17 protein-coding genes are annotated in these 26,388 nt (G+C 73.5%); 12 read left to right on the top strand and 5 right to left on the bottom strand.

The window, feature by feature from the left end:
* The first annotated feature begins 22 nt into the window (after positions 1 to 22).
* From ACF068_RS13320 to ACF068_RS13275, 10 genes are all read left to right on the top strand, one after another.
* Positions 23 to 2,485, top strand: a complete 2,463-nt coding sequence (locus ACF068_RS13320; protein WP_392274319.1) for a collagenase — start codon at positions 23 to 25, stop codon at positions 2,483 to 2,485.
* Between the two features lie 77 nt (positions 2,486 to 2,562).
* Positions 2,563 to 3,735, top strand: coding sequence for an NAD(P)/FAD-dependent oxidoreductase (locus ACF068_RS13315; RefSeq protein WP_392274318.1), 1,173 nt, complete (start codon positions 2,563 to 2,565; stop codon positions 3,733 to 3,735).
* Between the two features lie 26 nt (positions 3,736 to 3,761).
* Positions 3,762 to 4,058: a (2Fe-2S)-binding protein gene (locus tag ACF068_RS13310; protein ID WP_392274317.1), complete on the top strand. Its 297-nt coding sequence runs from the start codon at positions 3,762 to 3,764 to the stop codon at positions 4,056 to 4,058.
* On the top strand, positions 4,045 to 5,772 hold the full coding sequence (locus ACF068_RS13305; RefSeq protein WP_392274316.1) for an NAD(P)/FAD-dependent oxidoreductase: 1,728 nt from the start codon (positions 4,045 to 4,047) through the stop codon (positions 5,770 to 5,772). The genes ACF068_RS13310 and ACF068_RS13305 overlap by 14 nt, the downstream gene beginning before the upstream one ends.
* On the top strand, positions 5,772 to 6,680 hold the full coding sequence (locus ACF068_RS13300) for a dihydrodipicolinate synthase family protein (RefSeq protein ID WP_392274315.1): 909 nt from the start codon (positions 5,772 to 5,774) through the stop codon (positions 6,678 to 6,680). Before ACF068_RS13305 ends, ACF068_RS13300 begins: the two co-directional genes overlap by 1 nt.
* A 1-nt stretch (position 6,681) precedes the next feature.
* Entirely contained in the window at positions 6,682 to 7,683 is a 1,002-nt protein-coding gene (locus ACF068_RS13295; RefSeq protein WP_392274314.1) for a proline racemase family protein, read from the top strand.
* A 39-nt stretch (positions 7,684 to 7,722) separates the two neighbouring features.
* A complete protein-coding gene (locus ACF068_RS13290; protein WP_392274313.1) occupies positions 7,723 to 8,412 on the top strand; it encodes a GntR family transcriptional regulator in 690 nt (229 codons plus the stop codon).
* A gap of 635 nt (positions 8,413 to 9,047) precedes the next feature.
* The gene (locus ACF068_RS13285; protein WP_392274312.1) at positions 9,048 to 10,115 is read left to right on the top strand and encodes a chitinase; all 1,068 of its coding nucleotides are present in this window, start codon (positions 9,048 to 9,050) and stop codon (positions 10,113 to 10,115) included.
* 58 nt (positions 10,116 to 10,173) lie between these two features.
* Positions 10,174 to 10,359 (top strand): hypothetical protein, encoded by a 186-nt coding sequence (locus ACF068_RS13280; RefSeq protein WP_392274311.1) that lies wholly within the window; start codon positions 10,174 to 10,176, stop codon positions 10,357 to 10,359.
* Positions 10,360 to 10,361: 2 nt separating this feature from the next.
* Positions 10,362 to 12,668, top strand: coding sequence for a bifunctional polysaccharide deacetylase/glycosyltransferase family 2 protein (locus ACF068_RS13275; protein ID WP_392274385.1), 2,307 nt, complete (start codon positions 10,362 to 10,364; stop codon positions 12,666 to 12,668).
* A 42-nt stretch (positions 12,669 to 12,710) separates the two neighbouring features.
* On the opposite strand, the gene ACF068_RS13270 is transcribed toward ACF068_RS13275, so the two are convergent.
* The 3 genes from ACF068_RS13270 to ACF068_RS13260 all read right to left on the bottom strand — a co-directional run bounded on the left by ACF068_RS13270 (position 12,711) and on the right by ACF068_RS13260 (position 14,378).
* Positions 12,711 to 13,031 (bottom strand): alpha-amylase, encoded by a 321-nt coding sequence (locus ACF068_RS13270; RefSeq protein ID WP_392274310.1) that lies wholly within the window; start codon positions 13,029 to 13,031, stop codon positions 12,711 to 12,713.
* A 315-nt stretch (positions 13,032 to 13,346) separates the two neighbouring features.
* The gene (locus ACF068_RS13265) at positions 13,347 to 13,901 is read right to left on the bottom strand and encodes a TetR family transcriptional regulator (protein WP_392274309.1); all 555 of its coding nucleotides are present in this window, start codon (positions 13,899 to 13,901) and stop codon (positions 13,347 to 13,349) included.
* A 54-nt stretch (positions 13,902 to 13,955) separates the two neighbouring features.
* On the bottom strand, positions 13,956 to 14,378 hold the full coding sequence (locus tag ACF068_RS13260) for a cupin domain-containing protein (protein WP_392274308.1): 423 nt from the start codon (positions 14,376 to 14,378) through the stop codon (positions 13,956 to 13,958).
* Positions 14,379 to 14,737: 359 nt separating this feature from the next.
* Here ACF068_RS13260 and ACF068_RS13255 point away from each other — a divergent pair, with 359 nt between their 5' ends.
* The gene (locus ACF068_RS13255; RefSeq protein ID WP_392274307.1) at positions 14,738 to 15,610 is read left to right on the top strand and encodes an SGNH/GDSL hydrolase family protein; all 873 of its coding nucleotides are present in this window, start codon (positions 14,738 to 14,740) and stop codon (positions 15,608 to 15,610) included.
* A 277-nt stretch (positions 15,611 to 15,887) separates the two neighbouring features.
* Here the strand turns inward: ACF068_RS13255 and ACF068_RS13250 are convergent, their stop codons facing one another.
* Positions 15,888 to 18,161: a UvrD-helicase domain-containing protein gene (locus ACF068_RS13250; protein ID WP_392274306.1), complete on the bottom strand. Its 2,274-nt coding sequence runs from the start codon at positions 18,159 to 18,161 to the stop codon at positions 15,888 to 15,890.
* A complete protein-coding gene (locus ACF068_RS13245) occupies positions 18,158 to 25,126 on the bottom strand; it encodes a DEAD/DEAH box helicase (protein WP_392274384.1) in 6,969 nt (2,322 codons plus the stop codon). Before ACF068_RS13245 ends, ACF068_RS13250 begins: the two co-directional genes overlap by 4 nt.
* 214 nt (positions 25,127 to 25,340) lie before the next feature.
* Here ACF068_RS13245 and ACF068_RS13240 point away from each other — a divergent pair, with 214 nt between their 5' ends.
* On the top strand, positions 25,341 to 26,381 hold the full coding sequence (locus ACF068_RS13240; RefSeq protein WP_392274305.1) for a hypothetical protein: 1,041 nt from the start codon (positions 25,341 to 25,343) through the stop codon (positions 26,379 to 26,381).
* The last annotated feature ends 7 nt before the right edge of the window (positions 26,382 to 26,388 follow it).

The following is a 26,388-nucleotide window of genomic DNA, read 5'->3' as shown; positions in this document are numbered from 1 at the left end:
GTCAGTGCAATGTCACATTACTATGTTGCACGTCACACGGCAGTGGCATGCACCCTTCAAGGGGCGCGACCGCGCCGTTCACGCACCGCTGCACGGACCACTCCCCACCTCCCACACAGGAGCCCAGGTGTCCCAGCGATCCATCAGTCATCCCCTGCGCAGAGCCCTCGCGGCGGCCGTCGTCACCGTGACGGCGCTCGGCGCGACGAGCCAGCTCGCCCCGGCGGCCCGGGCGTCCACGCCGCAACCGCGCCCGGCCGCCACCACCACCGCCCCGGCCACCACCGCGCTCGCCGCCTCGCCGGCCACCGCCGGCGGCCCGCACGACGAGGTCGAACGCCTCGCCAGGGCCCCCAGGCGGGCCGTGCCCCCGGCCCCCGCCCCCGGCGGCCGGACCGCCTTCCGGACACCGGGCCCGCAGACGCCGGCCGGCCCGGCGTCCTCGGCGGTCGCCGACACCGCTGCCTGCACCCTCGACCATGTCACCCGCCTGGGAGCCGAGCGGTTCGCCGACTTCCTCGCCGACCCGGCCGTCACCGCGGACGGCTGCCTGCGCGACCTCATCTGGACCTGGGACGCCCGGCTCGCCCCGGTCATGTCCGACGCCCACGTCCAGGCCGTCTCCCGCCGCGTGACCACCCTCGCCGCCACCCACGACGGCAGGAACGGCAGCCACCTGCTGGAGATGCTCACCTACCTTCACGCCGTGGCCTACCACGACTTCTCCCGCGGCGAGATCGACGTCACCGACCCGCCCACCACCGAGGCGATGCGCCGCGCGACGTACGCCTACGGCACCGCACCCCGCTCCTTCGACGTGACCCGCACCAACGCCGAGTCGCTGCGCGAGGCGCTCTACGCGGGCAGCGCCCCCGGGCTGCGCCACTCCCAGCTCGACCTGATCCGCAAGGTGCTGGCCACCATGGACCGGTACCACACCACCACGTACAAGGACCCGGCCTGGGGCGGCGCCGCCCTCGCCGCGCTGTCCGTCAACTACCTGGGCGTCTACCCGGGCAACAAGGACACCGCCTTCCACACGCTCGTCGCGCGCAACACCGCGTACCGCGACGCCTTCCGGAAGTTCTCGACCTACACCCACCTCAAGGGCACGCCCAACGAGTGGGTGGTGCGCGACGCCCTCGCCGAGTACGGCCGCTTCGGGCAGATCGCGCCGCTGACCGGCACCGTCATACCCGACCTCGGCGCGCTCCTCGCCCCCGTCGCCCGCGACTTCGGCCGGGGCGGCGCCCCCTGGGCCCGGCTGGCGTCCTGGCTGAACTTCTACGATGCGTGCAAGCCCTACGCCGTCTGCAAGGACGACATCGAGCGGGAGATCTTCCCCGGCACGTACCGCTACGACAACGCGGCCGTCAAGGTCCGCACCGGCCTCGACCGGGCCACCGTCGACCAGCTCTACTACGCGGGCAAGCAGGTCAAGGCGCAGTTCCACCGGGTGCTGGGCACCGACCGGCCGCTCGCGGGCGACACCAACACCGCCCTCACCATCGTCCTGTACGCCTCCCGCGCGGACTACGAGAACTACCATCCGCTGCTGACCGGCATGGACACCAACAACGGCGGTGTCTACATCGAGCGCGGCGCCACCTTCTACACCTACCAGCGCCGCGTCCCCCAGGACTCCTCGCTCACGCTGGAGGAACTGTTCCGGCACGAGTACACGCACTACCTCAACGGCCGCTTCGCCGTGCCCGGTTACTTCGGCGAGGGACCCTGGTACGAGGCGGACCGCACCACCGCCATGGACGAGGGAACGGCCGAGTTCTTCGCCGGCGCGACCCGTGACGACGGGGTCGCCGCCCGCAAGTCCCTGGTCCGGAGCGTCATCGCCGACACCGCGAACGGCCGCCCCCGGATGAGCGTGGACCAGTTGCTGCACGCCACCTACGAGGGCGACGGCTTCCGTTTCTACGCGTACGCCGGCACGTTCTTCACCTACCTGTGGACGGAACGGCCCACCCTGCTGCGGGAGATGTACCGGCACCTGCGCGCCGACGACCCGGCCGCTTTCGACGCCTGGCGCGACCGGCTGGGCCGGGACGCGGCGGTGCAGCGCGCGTACGACGCCTTCCTGGACGCCCGGATCGCCGAGGTCGACGACCTGTTCGTCCCCGACACCCGGTACACCCCCAACGACCGGCTGCGGGACGCCACCGCCGAGGGCGTACGCGCCTCCTTCGCGGCGGCCACCGCGGCCACCCCCCGCTGCGTCGACAACGGCGACCCGGGGACGCGGCGGTTCGTGTGCACCGGCCGGGTCACCGCCCGCCTCGGCGACGCCGGTGACGCGGACCGGGTCTTCCGGGACATGTCCGAGACGGTCGACCACTTCCTGCTCGACCGGTCCGCCACCGCCTCCACCAACCTCGCCGACATGAACTGCTCCTTCGGGGAGGTGGAGATCTGGTCCGACCGGTCGGCCGGGACCTCCGACTATGTCTGCGAAGGGCCGCTCCGAAGCTGAACAGGCCCTGAACGGACGCGGATTCGGCCCCGTGCACCGGTCTGTACAGCGGCAGTAACATGTGAAATATTACTGCCGTGCCCACGAGACACGTGAGTCATTCGCCGGACGCCGTGATCATCGGTGCCGGGGTCGTCGGAGCGGCCTGCGCGTACTACGCCGGCCGCGCCGGCCTCCGCGTCACCGTCCTCGACCGCGGTCCCGTCGCGGGCGGCACCACAGGTGCCGGAGAAGGCAACCTGCTCGTCTCCGACAAGGGGGCGGGCCCCGAGCTCGACCTCGCGCTGCTGTCCACCCGACTGTGGCGCGAACTCGCCGACACACTCCCACCGGAGACCGAGTACGAGCCCAAGGGCGGTCTCGTCGTCGCATCGGACGAGACCGCCCTCACCGCACTGCGGAGCTTCGCGGACGGGCAGGTGAAGGCGGGCGTCGAGGCGCACGAGGTCCCCGCCGACGGGCTGCGCGACCTGGAACCGCACCTCGGCCCCGGCCCCGCCGGGGGGTTCCACTACCCCCAGGACGCCCAGGTCCAGCCGGCCATGGCCGCCGCCCAGCTCCTCCGGGCCTCCGGCGCCGACGTCAGGCTCGGAGAAGAGGTCACCGCCGTGCTCACCGCCCCCTCGGGCGCCGTCCGGGGCGTCCGCACCGCGCACGGCGACCACCACACCCCCGCCGTGGTCAACGCCACCGGCACCTGGGGCGGCGCGCTCGCCGCACTGGCCGGTACGCACCTGCCCGTCCTGCCCCGGCGCGGCTTCGTCCTCGTCACCGAACCCCTGCCGCCGCGCCTGGTGCGCCACAAGGTGTACGCGGCGGACTACGTCGCCGACGTCGCCAGCGACTCGGCCGGCCTCCAGTCCTCCGCCGTGGTCGAGGGCACCCCCGCCGGGACGGTCCTCATCGGCGCCACCCGCGAACGCGTCGGCTTCGACCGGACACTGTCCACCGAGGCACTGCGGCGACTCGCCGCACAGGCCATCGCCCTGTTCCCGTTCCTCGGCCGCGTCCGGGCCATCCGCGCCTACCACGGCTTCCGCCCCTATCTGCCCGACCACCTCCCGGCCATCGGCCCCGACCCGCGCGTCCCCGGCCTGTACCACGCCTGCGGACACGAGGGCGCGGGCATCGGCCTCGCCCCCGCGACCGGACTGCTCGTCGCGGCCGCCCTGTCCGGCGGGCGACCGGCCCTGGACGTCCGGCCGTTCCGCCCCGACCGCTTCGACGACACGGAAGGAGCCGCCCGGTGAAGGTCCGCCGGTTGAGGAACCGCCCGGTGAAGGTCCGCACGTCCCGCGCGACACCCGCCCCGTTCCCGTTCACCTTCGACGGGCGCCCCGTCACCGCCCTGCCCGGCCAGTCCCTCGCCGCCGCGCTGTGGTCGGCGGGCATCCTCTCCTGGCGCACCACCCGGCGTGGCGGCGCCCCGCGCGGCGCGTTCTGCGGGATCGGCACCTGCTACGACTGCCTCGCCACCGTCAACGGCCGCCCCAACCAGCGCGCCTGCCTCCTGCCCGTCCGCCCCGGCGACACCGTCACCACCCAGGAGGGCACGGGCCATGCCCCCCACTGACCCGGCGGGCCGTGCCCGCCGCGTGCCCGCCACGCCGGCCCCCGACACGCCCCGGCCCGCCACGCCGGCCCCCGCCACGCCCCGGCCCGCCACACCCGCCCCCGCCACGCCCGCCCCCGCCACGCCCCGGCCCGCCACACCCGCCCCCGCCACGCCCGCCCCCGATAGGCCCATCACCGGAACGCCCGCCTCCGCCGCCCCCGCCACGCCCGCCCCCGGAAGGCCCATCCCCGGAGGGTCCGCCTCCGCCGCCCCCGGAAGGCCCATCACCGGAACGCCCGCCTCCGCCGCCCCCGCCACGTCCGCACCCCCGACACCCGCCGCACGCCCCGGCGTCGTCGACCTCGCCGTGGTCGGGGCCGGGCCCGCCGGGCTCGCCGCCGCCGTGACGGCCGCCGGACTGGGGCTGGAGGTGGCCCTGCTGGACGCGGCCGAGCGGCCGGGCGGGCAGATCCACCGGCACCCCGCCCCCGGGCTCGGCGCCGCCCCACGGGCCGTCCGCCGCCTGACCCGGGGCGTACGCGGGGTCACCCACCTGCCCGGTCACCACGTCTGGACCGTCGTGCGCGACGGGGACACGGACACCTGGCTCCTGCACGCCGTCGCGGGCCCCGAGGAGGCCCCCGCCACCGTCCGCGCCCGCGCCGTCCTCCTCTCCACCGGCGCGTACGAACGCCAGCTCCCCTTCCCCGGCTGGACGCTGCCCGGGGTCGTCGGGGCGGGCGGCGCCCAGGCGATGCTCAAGGGCGGCCTCGCCCTCCCCGGCGCGGGGGCGTTCCCCGCGCGCCCGGAGCCGGGAGCCCGGAGGAGGATCGTCGTCGCGGGCAGCGGGCCCCTGCTGCTCGCCGTCGCCACCACCCTGGCCGCCGCCGGAGCCCGCGTGCCGGCCCTCGTCGAGGCGGCCGACTACACCGCGTACGCCCGGCACGTCCCCGTCCTCGCGCGCAACCCGGCCAAGCTCGTCCAGGGCGCCCTGCACGGCGGTGCCCTCCTCGGCCGCGGCACCCGCCTCCTCACCCGGCACGCGGTCACCGCCGCCCACGGCACCACCCGCGTCGAGGCGGTGACCGTCGCGCGGCTCGACGCCGACTGGCGCCCCGTCCCCGGCACCGGCCGCCGCGTCCCGTGCGACGCCCTCGCCGTCGGCCACGGCCTCGTCCCACAGCTCGAACTCGCCACCGCACTCGGCTGCGCCACCCGGCGCACGCCCGACGGGACCCCGGCCCTGGAGGTGGACGCCGAACAGCGCACCTCCGTACCGGGCGTCTGGGCGGCCGGCGAGACCTGCGGCGTCGGCGGCGCCGAACTCGCGGCCGCCGAGGGGGAGATCGCCGCGCACTCCGTCGCCGGCGCCCGGACCGCGGCCGTCCTCCGGCAAAAGCGCCGCCGCGACCGCCTCCGCGCCTTCGCCGACGCCATGGCCGCCGCCCACCGGCCCGGCCCCGGCTGGACCGACTGGCTGGACGGCACCACCGAGGTGTGCCGCTGCGAGGAGGTCACCGCCGACGAGATCCGCACGGCCGTCACCGACCTGGGCGCCCGGGACGCCCGCACCGTCAAGCTGCTCACCCGCGCCGGAATGGGCTGGTGCCAGGGCCGCACATGCGGCCAGGCCGTCGCCCGCCTCGCGGGCGGGGACCCGGCGCCGGACCGGCGCCCGCTGTCCTGCCCCGTACCGCTCAGCCGACTGGCACAACCACCAGGAGCCGAATGATGGACCGCACCCCCGACCACCGCACCTCCCCCTGGCACGGCGTCATGGTCGCCACCGCCCTGCCGCTGCGCGACGACCTCACCGTCGACTACGACGCCTACGCCGAGCACGTCGCCCGGCTCGTCGCCCAGGGCTGCGACGGCGTCGTCCCCAACGGCTCGCTCGGCGAGTACCAGACCCTCACCGACGACGAGCGGGACCGGGTCGTACGGGTGGCCGTCGAGGCGGCCGGCGACGGGGCCCGGGTGATGCCCGGCGTCGCCGCGTACGGCAGTGCCGAGGCCCGCCGGTGGGCCGACCGCGCCGCCGAGGCCGGCTGCGGCTCCGTCCTGCTGCTGCCGCCCAACGCGTACCGCGCCGACGCCGCCGCCGTACGCGCCCACTACGCCGAGGTCGCCCGGGCGGGCCTTCCCGTCGTGGCGTACAACAACCCCTTCGATACCAAGGTCGACCTGTCCCCGTCCCTCCTGGCCGACCTGCACGGCGACGGCAGCATCGTCGCCGTCAAGGAGTTCAGTGGCGATGTGCGCCGCGCCTACGAGATCGCCGAACTCGCCCCCGATCTCGACCTGCTGATCGGCGCGGACGACGTGCTGCTGGAACTCGCGCTGGCCGGCGCCGCCGGCTGGATCGCCGGCTACCCCAACGCGCTGCCCGCCGCGTCCGTGGCCCTCTACCGCGCCGCCGTCGCCCACGACCTGGACACCGCCCTGCCGCTCTACCGGGCCCTCCACCCCCTGCTGCGCTGGGACTCCAGGCCCGAGTTCGTCCAGGCCATCAAGCTGTCCATGGACGTCGCCGGATACCACGGGGGACCGTGCCGCCCCCCGCGCACCCCACTGGACGAGGCGCGAGCGGGCACCGTCCGCGCCGCCACGGAGAAGGCGCTCGCGGAAGGACTCGCCTGACATGCGGACCCGGCACGCCTACCACGCCGTCGACTCGCACACCGAGGGCATGCCCACCCGCGTCATCACCGGCGGGATCGGCACCGTCCCCGGCGCCACCATGGCCGAGCGGCGCCTGCACTTCATGGAGCACCTCGACCACGTACGCACCCTGCTGATGTACGAACCGCGCGGCCACGCCGCCATGAGCGGCGCGATCCTGCAACCGCCGACCCGGCCCGACGCCGACTTCGGCGTCCTGTTCATCGAGGTGTCCGGGCTTCTGCCGATGTGCGGGCACGGCACCATCGGCGTCGCCACCGTCCTGGTCGAGACCGGCATGGTGCCCGTCACCGAACCGGTCACCACCGTCCGCCTCGACACCCCGGCCGGGCTGGTCTCCGTCGACGTCCGGGTCGAGGCCGGCGCCGCGACCTCCGTCACGCTCACCAACGTCCCCGCCTTCTGCGCCGCCCTCGACCGCAAGGTCCAGGTGCCCGGACACGGCACCGTCACCTACGACCTCGCCTACGGCGGCAACTTCTACGCCTTCGTGGGCCTGGACGCCCTCGGGCTCCCCTTCGACCGCGCCCGCAAGGACGACCTCCTCGCGGCCGGGCTCGCGGTCATGGACGCCATCAACGCCACCGACCGGCCCGTCCACCCCGAGGACCCGTCCATCGGCGGCGTCAAACACGTCTACCTGGCCGCCCCGGGGTCCGACGCCGTCCACTCCCGGCACGCCATGGCCATCCACCCGGGGTGGTTCGACCGTTCACCGTGCGGCACCGGCACCTCCGCCCGCATGGCCCAGCTTCACGCGCGCGGCGAACTGCCGCTCGGCCGCGACTTCGTCAACGAGTCGTTCATCGGTACGCGGTTCACCGGACGCCTCACCGGGGAGACGACGGTCGGCGGCCTGCCCGCCGTCGTACCGACCGTCAGCGGCCGCGCCTGGATCACCGGCACCGCCCAGTACTACCTCGACCCGGCCGACCCCTTCCCCGGGGGCTTCCTCCTCTGATCCCCTACGATCCCGACGACGACTCCCGGAGGCAGCCCCATGGCCGGCCAGCACCTGAAGAACCTCCTCACCAGCCAGGAACGCCTGCGCGACCAGGTGGCGCACGCGCTGCGCGCCGCCCTGATCGCCGGTGAGCTGCAACCGGGCACGGTCTACTCCGCCCCCGCCCTCGCCGCCGACTTCGGCATCTCCGCCACGCCCGTGCGCGAGGCGATGCTGGACCTGGCCGGCGAGGGCCTCGTCGAGCCCGTACGCAACAAGGGCTTCCGCATCACCGAGGTCAGCGAGCGCGACCTCGACCAGTACACGGAACTGCGGGCGCTGATCGAGGTGCCCACCGTCGGCGCCATCACCGCCCGCGCCGACCGCGAGCGGCTGGAGGCGCTGCGGCCGGTCGCCGAGGAGATCGTGACCAGCGCCCGGGAGAACGACCTCATCCGCTACCTCGACGCCGACCGGCGCTTCCACCTCTCCCTGCTCGCCCTCTCCGGCAACGACCGGCTCGTCGAAACCGTCGGGGACCTGCGCAAGCGCGCCCGCCTCTACGGGCTGACCGCCCTGGCCGAGCGCGGCCTGCTGGTCGCCTCCGCCGAGGAGCACCACGAGCTGCTCGACCTGATGCTGGCGGGCGACGCGGTCAAGGCCGAGGCCTGCATGGCCCGGCACCTGGGTCACGTGCGCTCGCTGTGGGCCGAGTCCGGCGACCGGCCCGGCCGGACCCACCCGTAGGACGGCCGGACCCACCCGTAGGACGGCCGGCCCCACCCGCAGGACGACACCCGTCCGGATCCACCGGGCCCGTACCGGAACCGCCGTTTTCCTGCCTGATCACTGAAAATCGTCCATAAAAGTACGAAAAATCATGCTTCACACCTTGACGGCCACGCGGAGGTGTGATGAGGGTGGGAAGCAGAGCGACCCGGACCACGAGGGCCACGCACCGCCCGCCTCCGGGACCGGTCGATCGGGAAGGGAAGCGCGATGGCCTTCCGCACCAGCAGGGCGTCCGTGCCCGTGCCGCACCCGCTGCGGCGCGCGACGGACTGGCCCGCCACGCTGCGGACCCACGGCCCCGACGACCGGCGCCGCACCCCCCGCTCCCACCCCGCCCGGCGGGCCTCCGACCGTCTGACGTCCGCCCCGGCCCCCGTACGCCGCGTCACCGTCCCGTACCGCCCGGCCGCCGCACGGCGACGCCGGCGGACCCGGTCCGCCGCACCGCGCCGGCCCGGCGGGCGCCGCGACGGCGGTCCGGCGGGGCCGGACGGCCCCGGCAGGCGGTTCCCCCACGTCACCGACCCCTTCCCATGCCCTGTCCCGGCGTCGCGCCGGACAGGGCATGACGCGTCCCCGGGCGGGCCGTCGTGACCGCCCCCGGCCCCGCCCCGCCCCCCGGCACCCGCCCCGGACCCGACCGCGGACGCAACCGCACCCGCCCCGGTGCCTCCCGCCGGAAGCGGGCCGTCGTCCTCGCCACCGTGGCCGCCCTGGTCGCCGGCGGCGCCTTCGCCACCCTCGCCCTCACCGGCGACACCGGCCACACCCCGTTCGCGCCCTACGTCCAGACCCAGCGGAACACCGTCCCCGACCTGACCGGCCTGGCCGAGAAGACGGGTGTCAAGCGGTTCCACATCGGGTTCGTCATCGCCGCAGACGGCCGCTGCGAGCCCAAGTGGGGCGGCCGCACCGCCCTGGACGCCGCTCCCATCGCCCGGCAGGTCGACGACCTGCGGGTGAGCGGCGGCGAGGTCCGTGCCTCCTTCGGCGGGCAGGCCGGTACGGAACTGGCTCTGGCCTGCCGGTCGGTCGACGCCCTGGAGGACGCCTACCGCCAGGTCATCGACATCTACGGGCTCACCGACGTCGACTTCGACATCGAGGGCACCGACGTCGTGTCCGACACCGCCGCCAACACCCGCCGCTCCCAGGCCATCGCCCGGCTCCAGAAGAGCCACCCCGGCCTGGACGTCACCCTCACCCTCTCCGTGACCCCCCGGGGCATGCCTCCGGAGAACGTGGAACTCCTGGCCGAGGCCGAGCGGCAGGGCGTCTCCGTGTCGGCGGTCAACATCATGGCGATGCACTACGGCCCCTCGTACCGCGGGGACATGGGGACGTACGCCGAGCAGGCGGCGACCGCCAGTCACCGCCAGGTGAAACGCGTCCTCGGCATCAAGGACGACGACAAGGCGTGGGGCAGGCTCGCCGTCACCGCCATGATCGGCGTCAACGACGGCTCCGGCGAGGTCTTCACCCTCGAGGACGCCGCACAACTGCGACGCTTCGCCGACGACAAAGGTCTCGCGTGGTTGTCCGTCTGGTCGGTCAACCGCGACCGGCAGTGCCCGGAAGGGACCCCCGTGGACACGCCCCACGACTCCTGTTCCGGCGTGCCACAGAAGGACATGGCCTTCATCCGGGCCTTCGGCTGACCCCCAGATTGCGGCACTGATCATGAAAGCGCGCACTCGGCAGACGGAATCACACCCCGTGTTCGTGGACGAGTCGGGACGCCGGGCCCGCTTCGTCTGGGCCGTCGGGATCCTCGTCGCCCTCGCCTGCATCGCCTTCGCGGCCCTGCTCGCCCTCGCCCTGGTCGCCACCGGTGACGCCGACCTCGCCCCCAGCGGTGTCCTGCTGCCGGCGGCGGACACCCGCACCGTGGCCGTCCGGTGACCATGCCCCGCCACCGCCACCGCCACCGCAACCGCCACCGGCGCGACGCGCGGCGCGTCCCGCACATCGTGCCCCGCCCCCGGGTCGTGCTCGGCCTGCTCTGCCTCCTCGCCATGACCTGCATGCTGCTGCTCAACAGCCATCTGAGCGGGACGACGAAGAGCGACCCGGGGCCCCGCAAACGCGCCCCGGCGGACCAGGTACCGATCTCCGTCAGGGAGGGCGGCCCCATCATCTTCGAGCAGGACGGAAGGCTCGTCAGCCGCGACGTCCCCCGGAAGACGGTGGTCCTCACCTTCGACGACGGCCCGGACGCCCGATGGACACCCAAGGTCCTCAGGATCCTGGAGAAGCACGACGTCCCGGCGACCTTCTTCCTGATCGGCCAGAGCGTCGTCCGCGAGAGCGACCTCGTGCGCCGCATGGTCGACGAGGGCCATGAGATCGGCGCGCACACCTTCACCCACATCGATCTGACCTACCAGAGCCGCGAGCGCGTGAACCGTGAACTGGCCGAGACGCAACTGGCCTTCGCCGGAGCGGTGGACAGGACCACCTCGCTCATGCGCACGCCCTACTCCTCCGAGGTCGGAGCCATCGGGAACGACACCCAGCCGATCCTCCGCTCGCTGGCCGCCAAGGGGTACATCACGGTCTTCGTGAACACCGACAGCAACGACTGGAGGAAGCCCGGCATCAGCAGCATCATCCGCCAGGCCACCCCCAGGAACGGCCAGGGCGCGGTGGTGCTCTTCCACGACGCGGGCGGCGACCGCACTCAGACCGTCCTGGCGCTCGACGGCTACATCGCCAAGATGAAGTCCGAGGGCTACACCTTCACCACCATCAGCGACGTCCTGCACACGGACAAGGCCGTCCAGGAGGCGACGGGCTGGCTCCTCTGGAAGGGCAAGGCGATGATGGCCGTCAGCACGGTGACCATGATCTTCACGCCCGTCCTGACCTACCTGCTCTACACCGTCGGCGCCCTGGTCATCCTCCGCTTCGTCATGATGCTGATCCTCGCCCACCGCCACCACCGGAGGCACCACCCCAAGACCGGACGGCCGCCGTTCTCCTGGGGCCGGGAGGTCACCGAACCGGTGTCCGTCCTCGTCCCCGCGTACAACGAGGGCAAGTGCATCGCCAAGACCCTCAGGTCACTGGCCGCCGGCACGCACCCCGTCGAGGTGATCGTCGTCGACGACGGTTCGACCGACGACACCGCCGACATCGCCGAGGCGCTCGCGGCGGTACTGCCCGGCGTCCGGGTCGTCCGGCAGCGCAACGCCGGCAAGTCGGCGGCGCTCAACACGGGTATCCGCCACGCCCGTCACGACCTCATCGTCATGATGGACGGCGACACCGTCTTCGAACCCTCCACCGTCCACGAACTCGTCCAGCCCTTCGCCGACGCTCGCGTCGGCGCGGTCTCCGGCAACGCCAAGGTCGGCAACCGCGGGTCGGTCCTCGGCGCCTGGCAGCACATCGAGTACGTGATGGGCTTCAGCCTGGACCGCCGCATGTACGACGTCCTGGGCTGCATCCCCGTCATCCCCGGCGCGGTCGGCGCCTTCCGCCGCCGGGCCCTGCGGCGGACCGGCGGGATGAGCACGGACACCCTCGCCGAGGACACCGACGTCACCATCGCCATGCACCGCGACGGCTGGCGCGTGGTCTACCAGGACACCGCCATCGCCTGGACCGAAGCGCCGGGCACCCTCCGCCAGTTGTGGCGCCAGCGCTACCGGTGGAGCTACGGCACCATGCAGGCGCTGTGGAAGCACCGCCGGTGCGTCATCGAACGCGGGCCGTCCGGCCGGTTCGGCCGCGTCGGCATGCCCCTGGTCGTGCTGTTCACCGTCGTCGCGCCGCTGCTGTCCCCGCTCATCGACATCTTCACCATCTACGGCATCATCGCGATCTCACCCTGGAAGTCCATCGCCGCGTGGAGCGCGGTGCTCGTGCTGCAGTTCCTGTGCGCGCTGTACGCCTTCCACCTCGACAAGGAGCGGTACGGCTACTTGGTGATGCTGCCCCTCCAGCAATTCGTCTACCGCCAGCTCATGTACCTGGTCCTCCTGCACGCCCTCGTCACCGCGGCCACCGGCGGGCGACTGCGCTGGCAGAAGATCCGCCGCACCGGCGACGTCCCGCTGACCACGCCCGTGGAGCCGGCCGGACCGCGCCCGGCGACGGGGCCGCCCGCCCCGGCCGGAGCGCACCCCTCGGCCGGAGCGCACCCCCTGGCGGGACCGCCCCCGGCGGAACCCGTACCGCCCCGGGCCCCCGCCCGCCGCGGCTCCTGAACCGCGCCGGGGGCACAGCCGCGCCGGGCGCCGGGCGGGGCGTCAGGACGGGGTGGGGCAGAGGACGACCCCGACGACGCGGTTGTCCCCGGTCCCGTAGCCCGGGAACGTCACCGTGTCACCCGGTTCCGCCGTCCGGCAGGGCACGCTGGAGCCGTCCCGGTACTCGACGGTGACGTGCTGGGGGGCGTCGCAGCCGTTGGTGACGAACGTGTAGCGCCAGCTCGTCGTGTACTCCACGCACGACGGCGCCACCTCCGCCGACGTGGCCGCCACCGCGCCGGGGGCCTGGGCGAAGCCCGCGGCGATGGCGAGGAGTCCGGCGGCAGCGACACGAATGGTTGAACGCGATATCGGGCGCAACGGTGATCATCCCTTCACTTCTCGAACGATTGCGCAGTGAGCCTAGGCAGGGTGGGGAACACCGCCGCCGAGATCTCGCCATCCCGGCGTGTTTCCTGGATGTGTCGTCCGCCCTGACGGGCCGCCGATTGCGTACGATCGCCGCGACCGCCGACCGTCCGGTACGTCACTCCACCCCAGCGTGCGGGGCCAACGGGCCCACGGCCGCCACCGGTTCGGCGACACCGGCCGGAACGCTCGGAAATCGCCCCCGTACGCGAGGTGACGAGGCGTTCGACAAGTGATGGCACCGGGCCGGGGGCGGGCCCGGCATCCTCATGTCTCGGGCGTCAGCACGCTCTGGAGCAACGCCCCGTACCGGGCCACCAGTTCGTCCCGGTCCGTCCGCAGCAGCCCCTCGTCCCCGGCCACCCAGAGCGCGTACAGCAGCCCCCCGGCGAGCGCCCCCGCCATGCGCGAGCGCAGGTCTGCGTCGGGCCCGGCCAGCCGGGCGCGCAACGGCGCGATGAACAGCGCCTCGTGCGTGGCCCTCAGCCGCTCCGAGATCCGGGTCTCGCTGCTCGCGCGCACCAGCGCCAGGAATATCCCCCGGGCGGCCCCGTCGAGGTCGATGAGCAGCTCGACGAGCCTTTCCCCCAGCCGCTCGATCGGTACGTCCAGCAGCGGCTCGTCGTCGAGCGTCAGGTGCATCGTCTTCAGGAACAGCGTCTCCTTGCTCCCGAAGTGCCGGATGACCAGTGCCGGATCCGCCCCGGCCGCCGCCGCGATGTGCCGCACGGTGGTCCCCGCGAACCCCTGCTCCCGGAACAGGCGCGCGGCGGCCCCGTGGATGGCCTCGCGTGTCGTGCCGCCGGATCCGGACCGTGCCATGCGGCCAGCATAGGTCCGGCCCGGCGGCGCCGGCCGGGGTAGGCGCCGCCGTGGTCAGGGGGTGGTGTCCGGCTCCGTGCCGCCCATGCGGTAGAGCTCCGGGACCGGGACCGTGATCGGCTCCTGGGTGGTCCGGGCGATGACGACGACCACGGGCTCGTCCGGGGATGGGTTCTCCTCGCGGTGGGGGACGTGCGGGGGGACGAGCACGAAGTCGCCGGGGCCGGCGGCGGTCCGCACCTCCCGGGTGCCGTCGTGGTGGACGAACACGGGGTGCCCGCTGACCACGTAGATCCCCGCCTCCGAGTCGCCGTGGTGGTGGTTGCCCGTCGCGCTCAGCGGCGGGGTCTCCACCAGGCCCATCCAGAGCCTCTTCGAGCCGGTGGTGCCGCCGCTGAGAGCGGTGGTGCCGCTCAGCTCCCCGGCGCGCACGAGGTGGACGCGGTCGTTGGGTGACGTGGTGTCAGGGGTGGGCATGGCAGGGCCTCCTGGCGGGATCGACGTGCTTCGGTCGTCCATCAGGCTCGGACGGCCGCGTGCGGCCCGACAAGATCCTTTGCGGAAACCGCAAAACGGCGGAACCGGGTCGCCGGGAGAAGTCCGGTCAACAATGTTGACGCGGCGTCGCGGCGGCTGCACATTACCTAGCGGTAGAACCGCGTGGTAACCCCGCTCGGGTCCTCCTCGCTCCCCGGTGCCACAGGCGCGCTCCCCCCATCGGCGCCGCCGCCGGTGCCGTCCCCATTCGAGCCGCCGCACCGCACGTCAGCACGTCCGCATCCTCGGGGGCACGGTCGTGCCCCTCCGCCGCCCCGCGCACCTCGAGAAGAGGGACCATGCCCCTGCATGCCTCCATGCGTGTCATGACCGCGACCGCAGCCGCCCTCGGAGCCCTGGCCCTCGGCCTCACCGCTCCGGCCTCGCACGCCACGACCCCGCTGGACTACGTGGCCCTCGGCGACAGTTACAGCGCCGGCTCCGGCGTCCTCCCGGTGGACACCGGCGCCCTGCTCTGCCTGCGCTCCACGGCCAACTACCCCCATGTGATCGCCGACCGCACCGGCGCCCGCCTCACCGACGTCACCTGCGGCGCCGCCCAGACCGCGCACTTCACCCGCGGCCAGTACCCCGGGGTCGCCCCCCAGGCCGACGCGCTGGGACCGGCCACCGACCTGGTGACCATGACGATCGGCGGCAACGACGACAACACCTTCATCGGCGCCATGCTCGCCTGCGGCACGGCCGGCATCCTCAGTGGCGGCAAGGGCAGCCCCTGCCAGGACAAGCACGGCAGTTCCTTCGACGACCGGATCGAGGCGAACACCTACCCCGCGCTCAAGGCCGCCCTCGCCACCGTCCGGAGCAAGGCCCCGCACGCCCGCGTGGCGATCCTGGGCTACCCCTGGATCCTGCCGGCCACGGCCGACCCGGCCTGCTTCGCCAAGATGCCCATCGCCCCCGGCGACGTGCCCTACCTGCGCGGCATCCAGGCCCACCTCAACTCGGCCGTCGAACGGGCCGCCGAGGACACCGGCGCCACCTACGTCGACCTCTCCCAGGCCTCCGAGGGCCATGACGCCTGCCGGCCCGGCGGCACCCGCTGGATCGAACCCCTGCTGTTCGGCACCAGCGTCGTCCCCGTCCACCCCAACGCCCTCGGCGAGCGGCGCATGGCCGAACGGGCCATGACCACCCTCGGCCTCGACTGACCCGCGCCGACCGCCCCGCACCCGCCGGACGCCGGCGAACGGGACCCCTCCCGCCCGCCGGCGACCGGACCGCACCCGAGGCGGACCTCCGGTCGGATGTCCCGGAAAAGAATGGGCGGTTCTGTGACCTGCCGCGATCCATCTCCCTGAGTGACTGACCTGGGCAGATCGTCTTTCTGCTGTTTCACGGTCGTGCCCGTTGACGCGGCCGAAAGTCCCAGAGAAGTCCCAGAGGGCTCCCAGCGGGAGTGTTCGTGGGCTCTCGCCCAGCCCCGCTCTACTCCTGTTGCGTCAGCCCGGGGCCCAGGAAAGGACTGGGGTTGCCATGCCAGAAGACATCCACGCTGTCCCGGGCCCGGGTGGCCGCCACGAACAGCAGCGACCGGGCCCGCTGCATCTCGTGGCGGTACCGCACCGGATCGCTCGTGCGCAGTCGGCTCACCGCCTCGCGCGGCACCAGCCCGTCCGACACGCCCGCGATGATCATCCGCTGGTATTCGAGTCCCTTGAACCGGAACATCGTGCCGATGTGCACGCCGCCGTCGCCCTGCGGGCCGTCGGCACGGATCTCCACCGGCCGGATGCCGTGCGTGCCGAGCGTGTAGCCGATCTCGGCGGCCATCTGGTTCGTCGGCACGCAGATGGCGATCTGCGCGTGCGGAATGGCCAGATCGGGGTCGGCGTCCCAGCCCGCGATGAGGGCCGCGATGCCTTCCCGCTCGGCGGCCCAGTCCGGGTAGGAGTGCCCTGACGGCTGCCGTCCGCTGAGCACGGACCGGTAGCCCGCCAGCGTCTCCTTGTCGCCGTCGAGGTCGTCGTAGTCCGTCTCGCCGAGCACGTCGAGCGCGGAGCGGAGGATCTGCCGCGTCGTGCGGTAGCTCAGGCTCAGCTTCGACGACCGGCCCCGGATGTTGACGCCCAGGCTGCCCAGCGTTACCTGGTTCTTGTAGATGCGCTGATGGGTGTCGCCGACCAGGAACAGGTCGTCCGCCTCCCGGGGCGCCATCGCGCGCAGCATCTTCCAGTGCGCCGGGCGCAGGTCCTGGGCCTCGTCCACCACGATGTGCCGGTACCGGTAGCGCAGCCAGCCGCCGGAGCCGTCCGCGACGTGGATGTTGTCGAGGCCGCCGGCCTCCTCCCGCTGCCGTGCGAGGGAGAGGATCCGCTGTTCGCGGCCCATCTCCAGTCGAGCGGCGCGCTCGGCGACCTGGTCCCAGGTCTGGCGTCCGAGCCGGTCCAGGCGCTGGGTGAAGCGTTCCGCGAGCTGCCAGATCTCGGCGCGCTCGCCCCGGGTGACGTTCCGGCCGCGGCCGGCCCGCCGGGCGCGGAAGTAGTCGGTGCGTGTGGCGACGGCTTGCCCCAGGATCACCTGGGTCCATTCGTCGTGCAGGAACTCGGGGTCCCAGCTCTCCTCGCCCAGCTCGTCGAGCAGCGCCCGCCATTCCCGTACGGCCTGACTGTCGTCCATCACCTGCTTGCCGCTGCCCGGTTCGGCCTCGCGCACGATGCGCAGCGCCAGCTGGTCGACGTGGCTGACCTCGACCCGGGCCAGCAGTTCCTCGCCGCCCAGTTCCAGCAGACGGGAGCGCAGGTCCGCGGCGAGGTTCTTGTTGTACGTGGTGAGGAGGACCGGCTTGTCGCGTCCGGGCGGTAGCTGCCGCACCAGATGACGCACCCGGTGCAGGGCGACGATGGTCTTGCCCGTGCCGGGACCGCCGCCGACCCGGGCCGGACCCGAGTAGCGCCGTTCCACGAGCTTGGCCTGGGTGGGGTGGAGGAAGACCTTCCAGCGGCTGAAGTCGCCGCCCTCCAGGGCCTCGCGGAGAGCCTCGTCGGAGGTGGTGACGACCGTGGCCGGGCGCTGCGCCGCGGCCTGGAAGTCCTCGGGGTCGACCGGTTCGGCGACGGCGACGGGCGTCGTCACCTGGTCGAGGACCTCGTCGTACGACTTGCCGTCGACGAGGGCGAGCAGGACCTCGCCGGTGAGCTGGGGCGCGTACTCGACGAGGCCGAGGAGCTGGTCCTCGGTGGTGAGCGTCCGGATGACCGGGAGCAGCGGCTCGGCGACGCCGAGCTCCGACAGCTGGGCGTCGGTCCAGGCCGCGAAGAGCTCCTGCGGCTGGGCCGCTTCGGGCGCGGGAGCCTCGGGCGCGGTGGCTTCGGGTACGGCCGGCGCCGGGGCGGGCGGGGCGGGAATCCGGCGGAGGACGCTCTCCTCCACGACCTCCAGGTCGACGTACTCGATACCACCCGTGACCTGGTTGACCTGCGCCGACAGCCGGTCGTAGACGTCCTTGCGGTGCTTGACGGAGACGATCAGCCAGTCGTCCTCGGCGAGCCGGATCAGCAGCGCCCGGTAGTCGTCGCTGACGCGCGCCGACCACAGCCGGCTGTCTCCCTTGAGCTGCTGGAGCTTGAGGCCGGTGGTGTGCGGGTTCGTCTTGAACTTGTGCTGGAAGTCGAAGAAGGCGCCCTTGACCGTACGGGGGAGCTTGAGGATCTCCTTGTCGGCCTTGTCGAGCAGGCGCAGCGTCACGCCCGAGGCGGTCATCGTGTGTGCTCCCCGTCACTGGTGCTGTCGTGGTTCGTGTCCCGGCCCCGCCCGAGCAGCCGGGCGGCCAGTTCGGCGGCGTCCCAGGCCGTCGCCGTACGGACGTCCCAGTCGGCCGCCGTGAAGGCCTTGTCCCGGTCCGCGGCCTCGTGGTCGGGTTCCGGGCCGTCGTCGCGGGCGGCGAGGACCACGCCGACGCGGGCTGCGGGCCAGGCAAGTTCGGCCTGCCAGCCCCGCTCGTCGAGCTCGTAACCGTCCTCGGGCGCTGGCACCCCGGCCTCCGCCAGGGCCAGGGCCAGCTCGGCCAGGCCCGCCTCGTCGGGATCGAGAAATTCGAGCACCGGGTCCCAGCCCGGGTCCCGTCCGGTCGCCGTCGCCGCGACCGGATCGGCGGCCGCTGCCGTCACTCCGGCGGAGGCCGCGGCCGCGGCGACCGCGGCCGCCGGTGCGCCGTCCCGGACGGCGCCGACCTCGACCGCCGCCGCCTCGGCCGCGACCGGTGCCGACTCCTCCCGGGGAATCTCGGTCCGGGCGGACTGCAGCCATCCCTCGCCGCCGGTCACGGTCAGCGCTTCGGTGGCGAAGCCGTCGACGAGGCTCGTGGTGAGCTGGGCGCTGTCGCCGCCCCCGTGGTCCAGGAACTGCAGCACGTTGCTCCAGTACAACCAGGCCCGCCAGCGCCTCCGGTGGGCCCGCGCGTCGGCCATGGCCTCGGCGCTGTCGTCGAGCACCGTCAGGCCCGTCCACACCGGCGGTGTGCGCCGGCCGTCCGCGGCCAGGACGAGCCGGCAGCCGGAGGCGTCGGTCCCGTACACCAGCCGGACCGGTCCCGCCGGACCCGTGACCGTCCCGCCGCCCAGCGCCGACAGCAGGGCCGGCCCGAGGCCGTCCGTCCCGAGGGCGGCGGCGCGGACGCCGGCCGCGCCGATGAGCCCCGCGGCGGCGGCTTCGGCCCGCCGCTGCCAGCGTGCGGCGTCGGGCCTCCGCAGGTAGGCGAGCAGGAGCCGGGCGGGGTTGACCCAGACGGCGTCGGACAGCTCGCCGGGCAGTCCTCCGCCGATGCGGCTGTAGTAGTCGCGTGCCCGGTTCTGCGCGTCCGCCGGGTAAGGCCGCCAGACCGGGTCGGCCGGGCCCGCCGCCGCGTATCCGGTGTCCCGTACGCGCTCGCGCCATTCCTTGACGTCGTCGTACGACAGCTGGAACACCCGCAGTCCCTCGCTGCGCAGACCGGTGCGCTTCCTCGCGTCGTCGGCCAGCCGGTTGTGCTCGGGGGTCGCGTGGTAGGCGTAGCCGTCGAGGTACACGGCGACGCGGGGGCTGGGCGCGTCGAGGCGTTCGAGGAGTATGTCGGGCCGGGTGCCGTCCAGCGCGCGCTGCTGCGAGACACGCCAGCTCACCGTCGCCCCGTCGTCACCCGTCAGCCGCAGGTCGAGCGCGTAGGTGCCGGCCGACGTGGTGTACGCGTCGGCGGTGGCCCCGGAATCGGCGAGCCTCGCCCACTCCTGAAGCGTCTCGATGAACAGGATCTCCAGATCGCTCTCGGCCTGCCGCTCCAGCGGGATGTGCCGGGTTGTCGCGACGGGTGAGGTACGCCAGCGCGAACCGTCCTCACCGAGGAGGTCCTCCAGCATCTGCCGCACCTCGTTGCGGCTGACCTTGTCGTAGTCGGCCGCCGGCACGCGCCGCAGCAGGCACTGGTGGCAGCCGTCGAGACCCTTCTCGCGGCACCCGCAGTCCTCGATGACGTCCCGCGCCTTGAGCAGCACGTCCCGGAAGCCGTCGGCGGACGCGAGCCGGTGCAGATAGCCGGTGCCTCCGGGGAGGCGGTCGTAGACCACGAGGAAGCGCCGCGGCCAGTCGGAGCCGTCGGCGCCCAGGTGGTCGGGCATCGTCGCCTCGGCGATGTCGATGTGATCGGGATCGCCGCCGTACTGGGCCGCGATGCCTGCGAACAGCGCCGCCGTGAACGACGCGAGGCGCTCCTTGGCGCGGGCCACGGACGCGGGCAGCAGGATGCGCACCGCCTCCGTGGTGAGCTCGTGCGCGAGCAGCAGCGGCACGTCCTCACCCTTGCCCTGCTGCTCGGCCGGTCCGGCCGCCGGGGTTTCCCTGGTCCGGCGGCGCGGACACCACAGCAGGTGGTGGGCGGCGGTCGCGGTGCTCGCCGCGCCGGAGTCCGTCAGCGCGTGCTGGGGCACGTCCACGACCGGACGGCCCTCGGCCGTCGCGCCGCCGCAACTGGTACACACGTAGAAGGGGTTGAGCCGCACGTCCGCGCCGGCGAGCGGCACGGTGCTGCTGCCCTCCTCCCGGTCGAGACCCAGGTTGAGCGTGCGGATCTTCGCGTGCCGGGTGAAGTCCACGCCGAAGACGGCCGTCTCGTGCCGCCACGACCCGGGGGAGATCCGCTCCGGGTCGACGTCGACCGTCGTCAGCACCGCGTAGTGCCGGCGGTCCCGCTCGTCGCGGTCGTCCCGCACCCGGGCGTCGTCCCGCTTGTCACGGGAGACGACGCGCCGCGGCTGGAGCACGTACTGCACGCAGCCAGCGTCTGCGATCTCCCGCCCTCCGCAGCGGGGACACGGGCTGGTGTCCTTCCTGGCGTCGTGCGTACGGACGTACCCGCACGCCGGGCAGAGCCGCCACTCGGCCCAGGCGCGGCGGTCCGGCGTGCCGACGTCGAGCGCGCGCACCACGTGCCGGTAGCCGTTGACGTAGAAGCTGTTCCCGGGCGCCAGTTCGGTCAGGGCGAGCTTGCGGGAGCGCTCGTAGTCCCGCGTCTCACTGCGGTACACCCTCTTGGCCGGGTCCCCCGCGGGGTTCTCCGACCGGGTGTCCTCCTCGTCGTCCGGGGTCTCCGTCCAGTACAGCGCCGCTTCCAGCTGCGTGGTGGTGTCGGTGAGGCTGTAGTTCGGCAGCAGTCCGAGATCCACCAGGGTGCCGTGCGCGCTCGACTGGCTGAGTTCCCGCAGCAGGTCGCCCGCGCTGCGCCGTTCGGCGAGCAGTTCCCGGCGTTCGCGGTCCTGGACGGCGTCCGTGCGGACCAGGTGCTCGGCGGCCTCGTCGATCGCGGCGATCCTGCGCCGGAGCTCCTCGCGCCGGCCGGTCCAGTCCTCCTCCGCCTCCTGCAGAGCCCGGACGATGCCGCCGGTGGCGTACGCCCTGAGCTCGTCCGCCGCGTACGGCGACACGCCACCGTCGGCATCGTCGCCACCCGGGAACAGGGCGAGGAACTCCTCGACCAGCGTGGCGCCGTGGGTCTGCGCGGCGTCCGCCAGGTCCTGGCACCAGCCCGTGGTGCCGAACAGCGCGGAGGACAGTCGGGGCATCGGCGGCAGGAGTTCGCCGTCGGATGTCCGCAGCCCGCCGCTCGCCGCGAGATCGAGGAGCCGGGCCGTGTACTGGCGGCGCAGGATCTCCACGGCCGACAGGTAGCAGCCGGGAGGCAGGATTGTCCCCGCGATCATCTCCGACGGCTCGTCCAGGTAGTACAGGTCGCGGGCGCGGCGCCCGCCGAAGGCGACCACCAGCGCGTTGCCCGTACGGCGTCCCGCACGGCCGGCCCGCTGCACGTAGTTGGCGGGGCCCTTGGGCAGGGAGCCGAGCAGCACGGCGGACAACTCGCCGATGTCGATGCCGAGTTCCAGCGTGGGCGTGCACGACAGCACGTTCGGGTCGGTGTAGTGCGTGCCCGCCTTGAAGCTGCGCTCGACGCGCTCGCGCTCCGGCCTGGTGAGCATGCCCGTGTGCTCCGCGGTGACCACGCGGAACGTCCCGCCGGTCAGGTAGAGCCGGCGGTAGTAGTCGCCGGTGTAGTCCCGCTCGCGGACCGCCGAGCCCGAACCGGATGTGCTGGACCCGCTGCGCGGCATGCCCGGCTGGGGCGGGGCCAGCAGTCCCTTGCACCGGTAGCGCGGGCACGGGTGCCCGTACCAGCGGGTGCGGCGCTCCGGTGCCACGACCTGCTGCCAGCCGCAGTCCTCGCAGCTGACGAATGCCTTGTTGACGACGGCGTCATCGAGCAGTCGCGCCTCGATGTGCCCCGGCTGCAGTCCGTAGAGCCGTGTCTGCCGGTCCCGGGCGGTGCGCACCGCGACCACCCGTTCGTCGGCGAGGGCGGGCAGCAGCCGCCGCAGGTACTCGGTGGCACCGGCGGCGTCCAGGCCGAGACAGCGGCGGGTCCAGTCCTGGTACCAGCCCAGCCGGCCGGTGATCGCGTCGAACTCCGACCTGTCCTTCTGCCCGTCCAGCAGGAAGCGGGGCGGCGCCACGCCTTCGGGGAACGCGGGCATGCCTTCGGGCCTGCGGCCGGAGATGAGGTACCGGTTGGTGCCGGCTTCCTTCATCCAGGTGTCGAGCCACCGGTGGTGCACCGCGCCCCGCAGCCGCAGGCGCTCCAGCAGGCCGCGGACGTAGGCAAGGTAGCGGTCGGGCGTGGGCAGTCCGCCGGTGACGAGGAGCTGGCCCGGAAGGGACAGGTGGATGTCGCGGGCGAGCGCCGTGACGCGCTCGGGCTCCGCGACGACCACTTCCGCCGCGGCGGTCCGCGTCAGCTCCAGGGTGCGGCCCATGCGGCTGCGCAGCCCGAACTCCATGACGGTGGCGAAGGCGAGACGCTCGCCGATCAGCTTCCACGTCCGTGCGTCGCCGGTGCCGCGTCCCGAGAGGAGTCGGTCGACTCCGGGCTCGTCGTGCAGGTCGGGCGGCACGACGGCGGCCAGTGCCTCGGGGTCGTCCACCGACTCCAGGACGTGCCCGATCAGGTCGTTGAGCGCGGTCGGCGCGCCCGACTCGTCCAGGTTGTGGGCGAGCAGCGAGCGCAGCGAGAACTTGTACGAGGCGTTGGCGACGTATCCGGCCCGGTGGGCGGCGTCCTGCGTGGAGTCGTTGAAGAGCAGCGTCTTGCGCTCCTCCGGTACGAGCGCGATGTCGCCGCCCGTGAACAGCTGGGTGACGGTCGCCGAGGCGAGCGCCGCCTGCGCGGTGCCGAGGAAGCGGATGCTGTTGTCGGTGTGGCAGGCCGGGCAGCGGTCGTCCTTGGCGGCCCGGTCGGCCGACTTCTTGTCGAGCACGGCCAGGGCGAACCAGGCGTCGATCAGGTCGCCCGCGTCCGACGACGTCGGCAGCCGGTAGGTGCCCTGCCCGCCGTCGAGCACCACCACCGACAGCGGGTCGACGCCGCCGCCGTCCGACGGCCGCGCACCGGTCAGCGCGTCCAGCGTCTGCTGCCGCTCGCCCTGCGTGGCGGCGATGAAGTAGCGCAAGCGCCGCCTGTCCCGGCCCACGGATGCCCGCCAGATCCGGTCCTGCGCCATGACCAACCGCTGCGGGTCCGCCTCGGGCGACAGCGCGGCCCAGCCGGAACGGCCGCAGTTGCGGCAGTACACCGCTGGCAGATGCACCTCGGCGGGCCGGACCGCGGTGTCCGCCCCGGGCAGCGGCTGCGGCCGTGCAGAGGCCGACGGCCAGCCGGCGGACGAGCCGTCGGACTCCTCGTCACCGGCCGGGGCGGCGTGCAGGGCGGCCCGGCGCGCCGCGGTGCGGTCGTCCTCGTACCACCGGAACTCCGGTGCCGCCCCCACACCGCGCAGCACACGGGTGACGGGCCGGATCCACAGGTGGGCCTCGATGTGCAGCAGCGGCCGGGGCCGGCGCTCGTCGGACTCCGGGTCGCGCGCCGCCGACAGCAGGGCGACGAACCGCGACAGCGCCTGGAGCACGAGCTGCGGGTTCTCCCGCGCGGTGCGCCCCCACGCGTACCCGAAGCGAGCCAGCCGGTCCCGCAGCCCCCACTCGTCCAGCGGCTCCCCGCCGAGCAGCGACAGCACTCCGTGGGTGAAGTCGTGGCGCTTGAGCAGCCGCCCGATGCGGAAGGCATCGAGGCCGGAGCGGCCGAGCAGCCGCTGCGCCAGCCCGTCCAGGTCCAGCAGATCGGGCTGGGCCTCCACACCCGGACCGCCCGAACACGCGATGACCTCCTGAGGCGTCGGCGGCTCGGGCAGCTCGTAGTCCACGGCACCCGTGAACTCCTCGGCCGTCATCCGCTCCTCGCCGACCACCGCGTCCGCCGGGAACGGCATCCCGAACACCCGCGACGCCACGTCGAGGATGCCGCCCGTTTCCTTGCCCGCGGCGCCCGCCGGGCCCTCGCCCAGGGTCGCCGAGGTCGCGACCGGACAGATCGACCCGAGCGGCCGGCCCGGCCGTGACGCACCGGTCGCCGCGGCCAGCCGCCGCAGCAGCATGGCCACGTCGGTGCCCTGCGCCCCGTCGTACGTGTGGAACTCGTCCAGCACGATGTACGTGAGGTCGGCGCCCTCCCACAGGGAACGGTCCTCGCCGCGCTGGAGCAGCAGGTCGAGCATCTTGTAGTTGGTGATCAGCACGTCCGGCGGCGACACGCGCATCTCCTCGCGCCGGGTCATCACCCGGCGGAAGTCCGTGTCGGGCCGGTCGCCGATGTACAGGCCGGCCGTCACCTGCGCCAGTTCGGGCCGGGCCAGGTAGTCGCCGATGCGGCCGGCCTGGTCGGTGGCGAGCGCGTTCATCGGGTATAGCAGGACGGCCTTGACACCCCGGTTGCCGCGTGCTCGCTCGCGGCGGCAGTGGTCGAGCACCGGGATCAGGAACGACTCCGTCTTGCCGGAGCCCGTCCCGGTGGTCACCAGGGTCGGCCGGGCCGGACCGTGCAGCGTGGACAGCCGCGCCCACGCCCGGGCCTGGTGCCGGTACGGGGCGAAGCCGGGGAACCCGGCCGTCCACTCCAGCTCCCGCTGCCAGCCGTCGTCGGCCACGTGGAACGGTGTCCGGATCCGGAGGTACGGCCCCCGGAAGATCCCCGTCTCGGGATGCCCGAGGAAGCGCTCCAGGGCACGCCGGGTGCCCTCGTCGGCGAGGGCGTACGTCGTCGTGAGGTACTGCGTCAGACTGCCGCGCAACTGGGCGGCGGCCATGGTGGGCTTCACGACGGTCCCTTTCACCTTGCCGATACCGCTGCCGAGCCTCACGAACAGTACCTCGGTGATCACAGCGCTTCCAGATGCATCGATGTTTCAGTCATGAAGGCTGAAAAGACGCCATTTCGTGTGGCGGTGACGCGGCGGATCCTGGAACGGACAACGGGACGGACGAGGACAGGCGCGGCGAAGAGGACGCGGGCAGAGCCGAGGGGGAGCCGCCATGTCCGGACCGCTGTACGTTCCCGTCCTGCCGGCCAAGCAGCACGCCTGCCAGGCGTACCGGCAGCTGATCCCGGCGGTGCAGGCGGCCGTCGTGCCGCTGTGGAACCTTCCGCCCCGCGCGGGCGCGCACCCCGACGCACTCGCCGTGGGCGTACGGGACGACCTGTGGCGCGTGCGGAAGGCCCATCGCCATCATCCGGCCTGGGTCGACTGCCCGTTCGCTGACGAGGCGCAGCAGTCGGCGCTGGCCGAGGCGCTGTCCGCGGACGCCGACGTGAGTCCGCTGCGCCCGGTGACGGGTCCCGACCGCTCCGAGGCTCACCAGGCCGCGATGCTGGAGCACGCCCGGTCCACGCGGAGCGGACTCGGCATACGCGTCCTGCTGCCCGGCGAGTGGAACGACGCCGTCGGCCAGGGCGTCCGCGAACTCGTCGTCCGCGCCGGTCCCGCCGTGGAGACGGACCTCCTGCTGGACCTGGACGCCGTCCGGGCCGACCGGACCGACACGGCGAAGGAGTCGCTGCGCGCACTCGAAGCCCTGATGCCGCTCACTCCCTGGCGAACGGCCGCCGTCCTGGGCGGTGCCTTCCCGGCCGGGCTTCCGGAAGACGGCACGGCCGTGGTGCCCCGCTGGGACTGGCGGGTGTGGCGCGATCTGCACCGCGCCGGAAGGGAGTTCGTCCCCGCCCTCGCGTACGGCGACTACGGCATCGACTCCACCCAGGCGATCGCCCGCGGACCCTCCTCCGACAACGGCGGCGGCCCGCCCTGGGGCGTGCTGCGGTACACCACCGACGAGTCGTACGTCCTCATGAGGGTGCCGACGCGCGGCCACGACCGGGCCGCTTCCGTCCGCGCCGCCGCGCGGGACATCCTCGCCCTGCCGGACTTCCGGGGTCCGGCGGCGAGCGCGGGCGAGACCTGGCTGCGCGACTGCGCACGCGGGCACGGCCCCGAAGGCACCGGAAACGCCGGAGTATGGCTGCGCGTCGGCAACATCCAGCACATCACGCACGTCGTCCGGAGCCTGCGGCCCTGACCCCGCC

Source organism: Streptomyces sp. NPDC016309 (assembly GCF_043077235.1).
Classification (GTDB): Bacteria; Actinomycetota; Actinomycetes; order Streptomycetales; family Streptomycetaceae; genus Streptomyces.
The sequence above is the reverse complement of the archived record's forward strand: the minus strand, read 5'-3'. Positions and strand labels throughout refer to the sequence as shown.

What these genes read in the sequence shown, in the direction of transcription:
- ACF068_RS13320 (WP_392274319.1), top strand. Translation starts at nt 23, where the DNA reads ATGTTGCACGTCACACGGCAGTGGCATGCACCCTTCAAGGGGCGCGAC.
- ACF068_RS13305 (WP_392274316.1), top strand. Translation starts at nt 4,045, where the DNA reads ATGCCCCCCACTGACCCGGCGGGCCGTGCCCGCCGCGTGCCCGCCACG.
- ACF068_RS13300 (WP_392274315.1), top strand. Translation starts at nt 5,772, where the DNA reads ATGGACCGCACCCCCGACCACCGCACCTCCCCCTGGCACGGCGTCATG.
- ACF068_RS13295 (WP_392274314.1), top strand. Translation starts at nt 6,682, where the DNA reads ATGCGGACCCGGCACGCCTACCACGCCGTCGACTCGCACACCGAGGGC.
- ACF068_RS13290 (WP_392274313.1), top strand. Translation starts at nt 7,723, where the DNA reads ATGGCCGGCCAGCACCTGAAGAACCTCCTCACCAGCCAGGAACGCCTG.
- ACF068_RS13275 (WP_392274385.1), top strand. Translation starts at nt 10,362, where the DNA reads ATGCCCCGCCACCGCCACCGCCACCGCAACCGCCACCGGCGCGACGCG.
- ACF068_RS13265 (WP_392274309.1), bottom strand. Translation starts at nt 13,901, where the DNA reads ATGGCACGGTCCGGATCCGGCGGCACGACACGCGAGGCCATCCACGGG.
- ACF068_RS13260 (WP_392274308.1), bottom strand. Translation starts at nt 14,378, where the DNA reads ATGCCCACCCCTGACACCACGTCACCCAACGACCGCGTCCACCTCGTG.
- ACF068_RS13255 (WP_392274307.1), top strand. Translation starts at nt 14,738, where the DNA reads ATGCCCCTGCATGCCTCCATGCGTGTCATGACCGCGACCGCAGCCGCC.
- ACF068_RS13250 (WP_392274306.1), bottom strand. Translation starts at nt 18,161, where the DNA reads ATGACCGCCTCGGGCGTGACGCTGCGCCTGCTCGACAAGGCCGACAAG.
- ACF068_RS13240 (WP_392274305.1), top strand. Translation starts at nt 25,341, where the DNA reads ATGTCCGGACCGCTGTACGTTCCCGTCCTGCCGGCCAAGCAGCACGCC.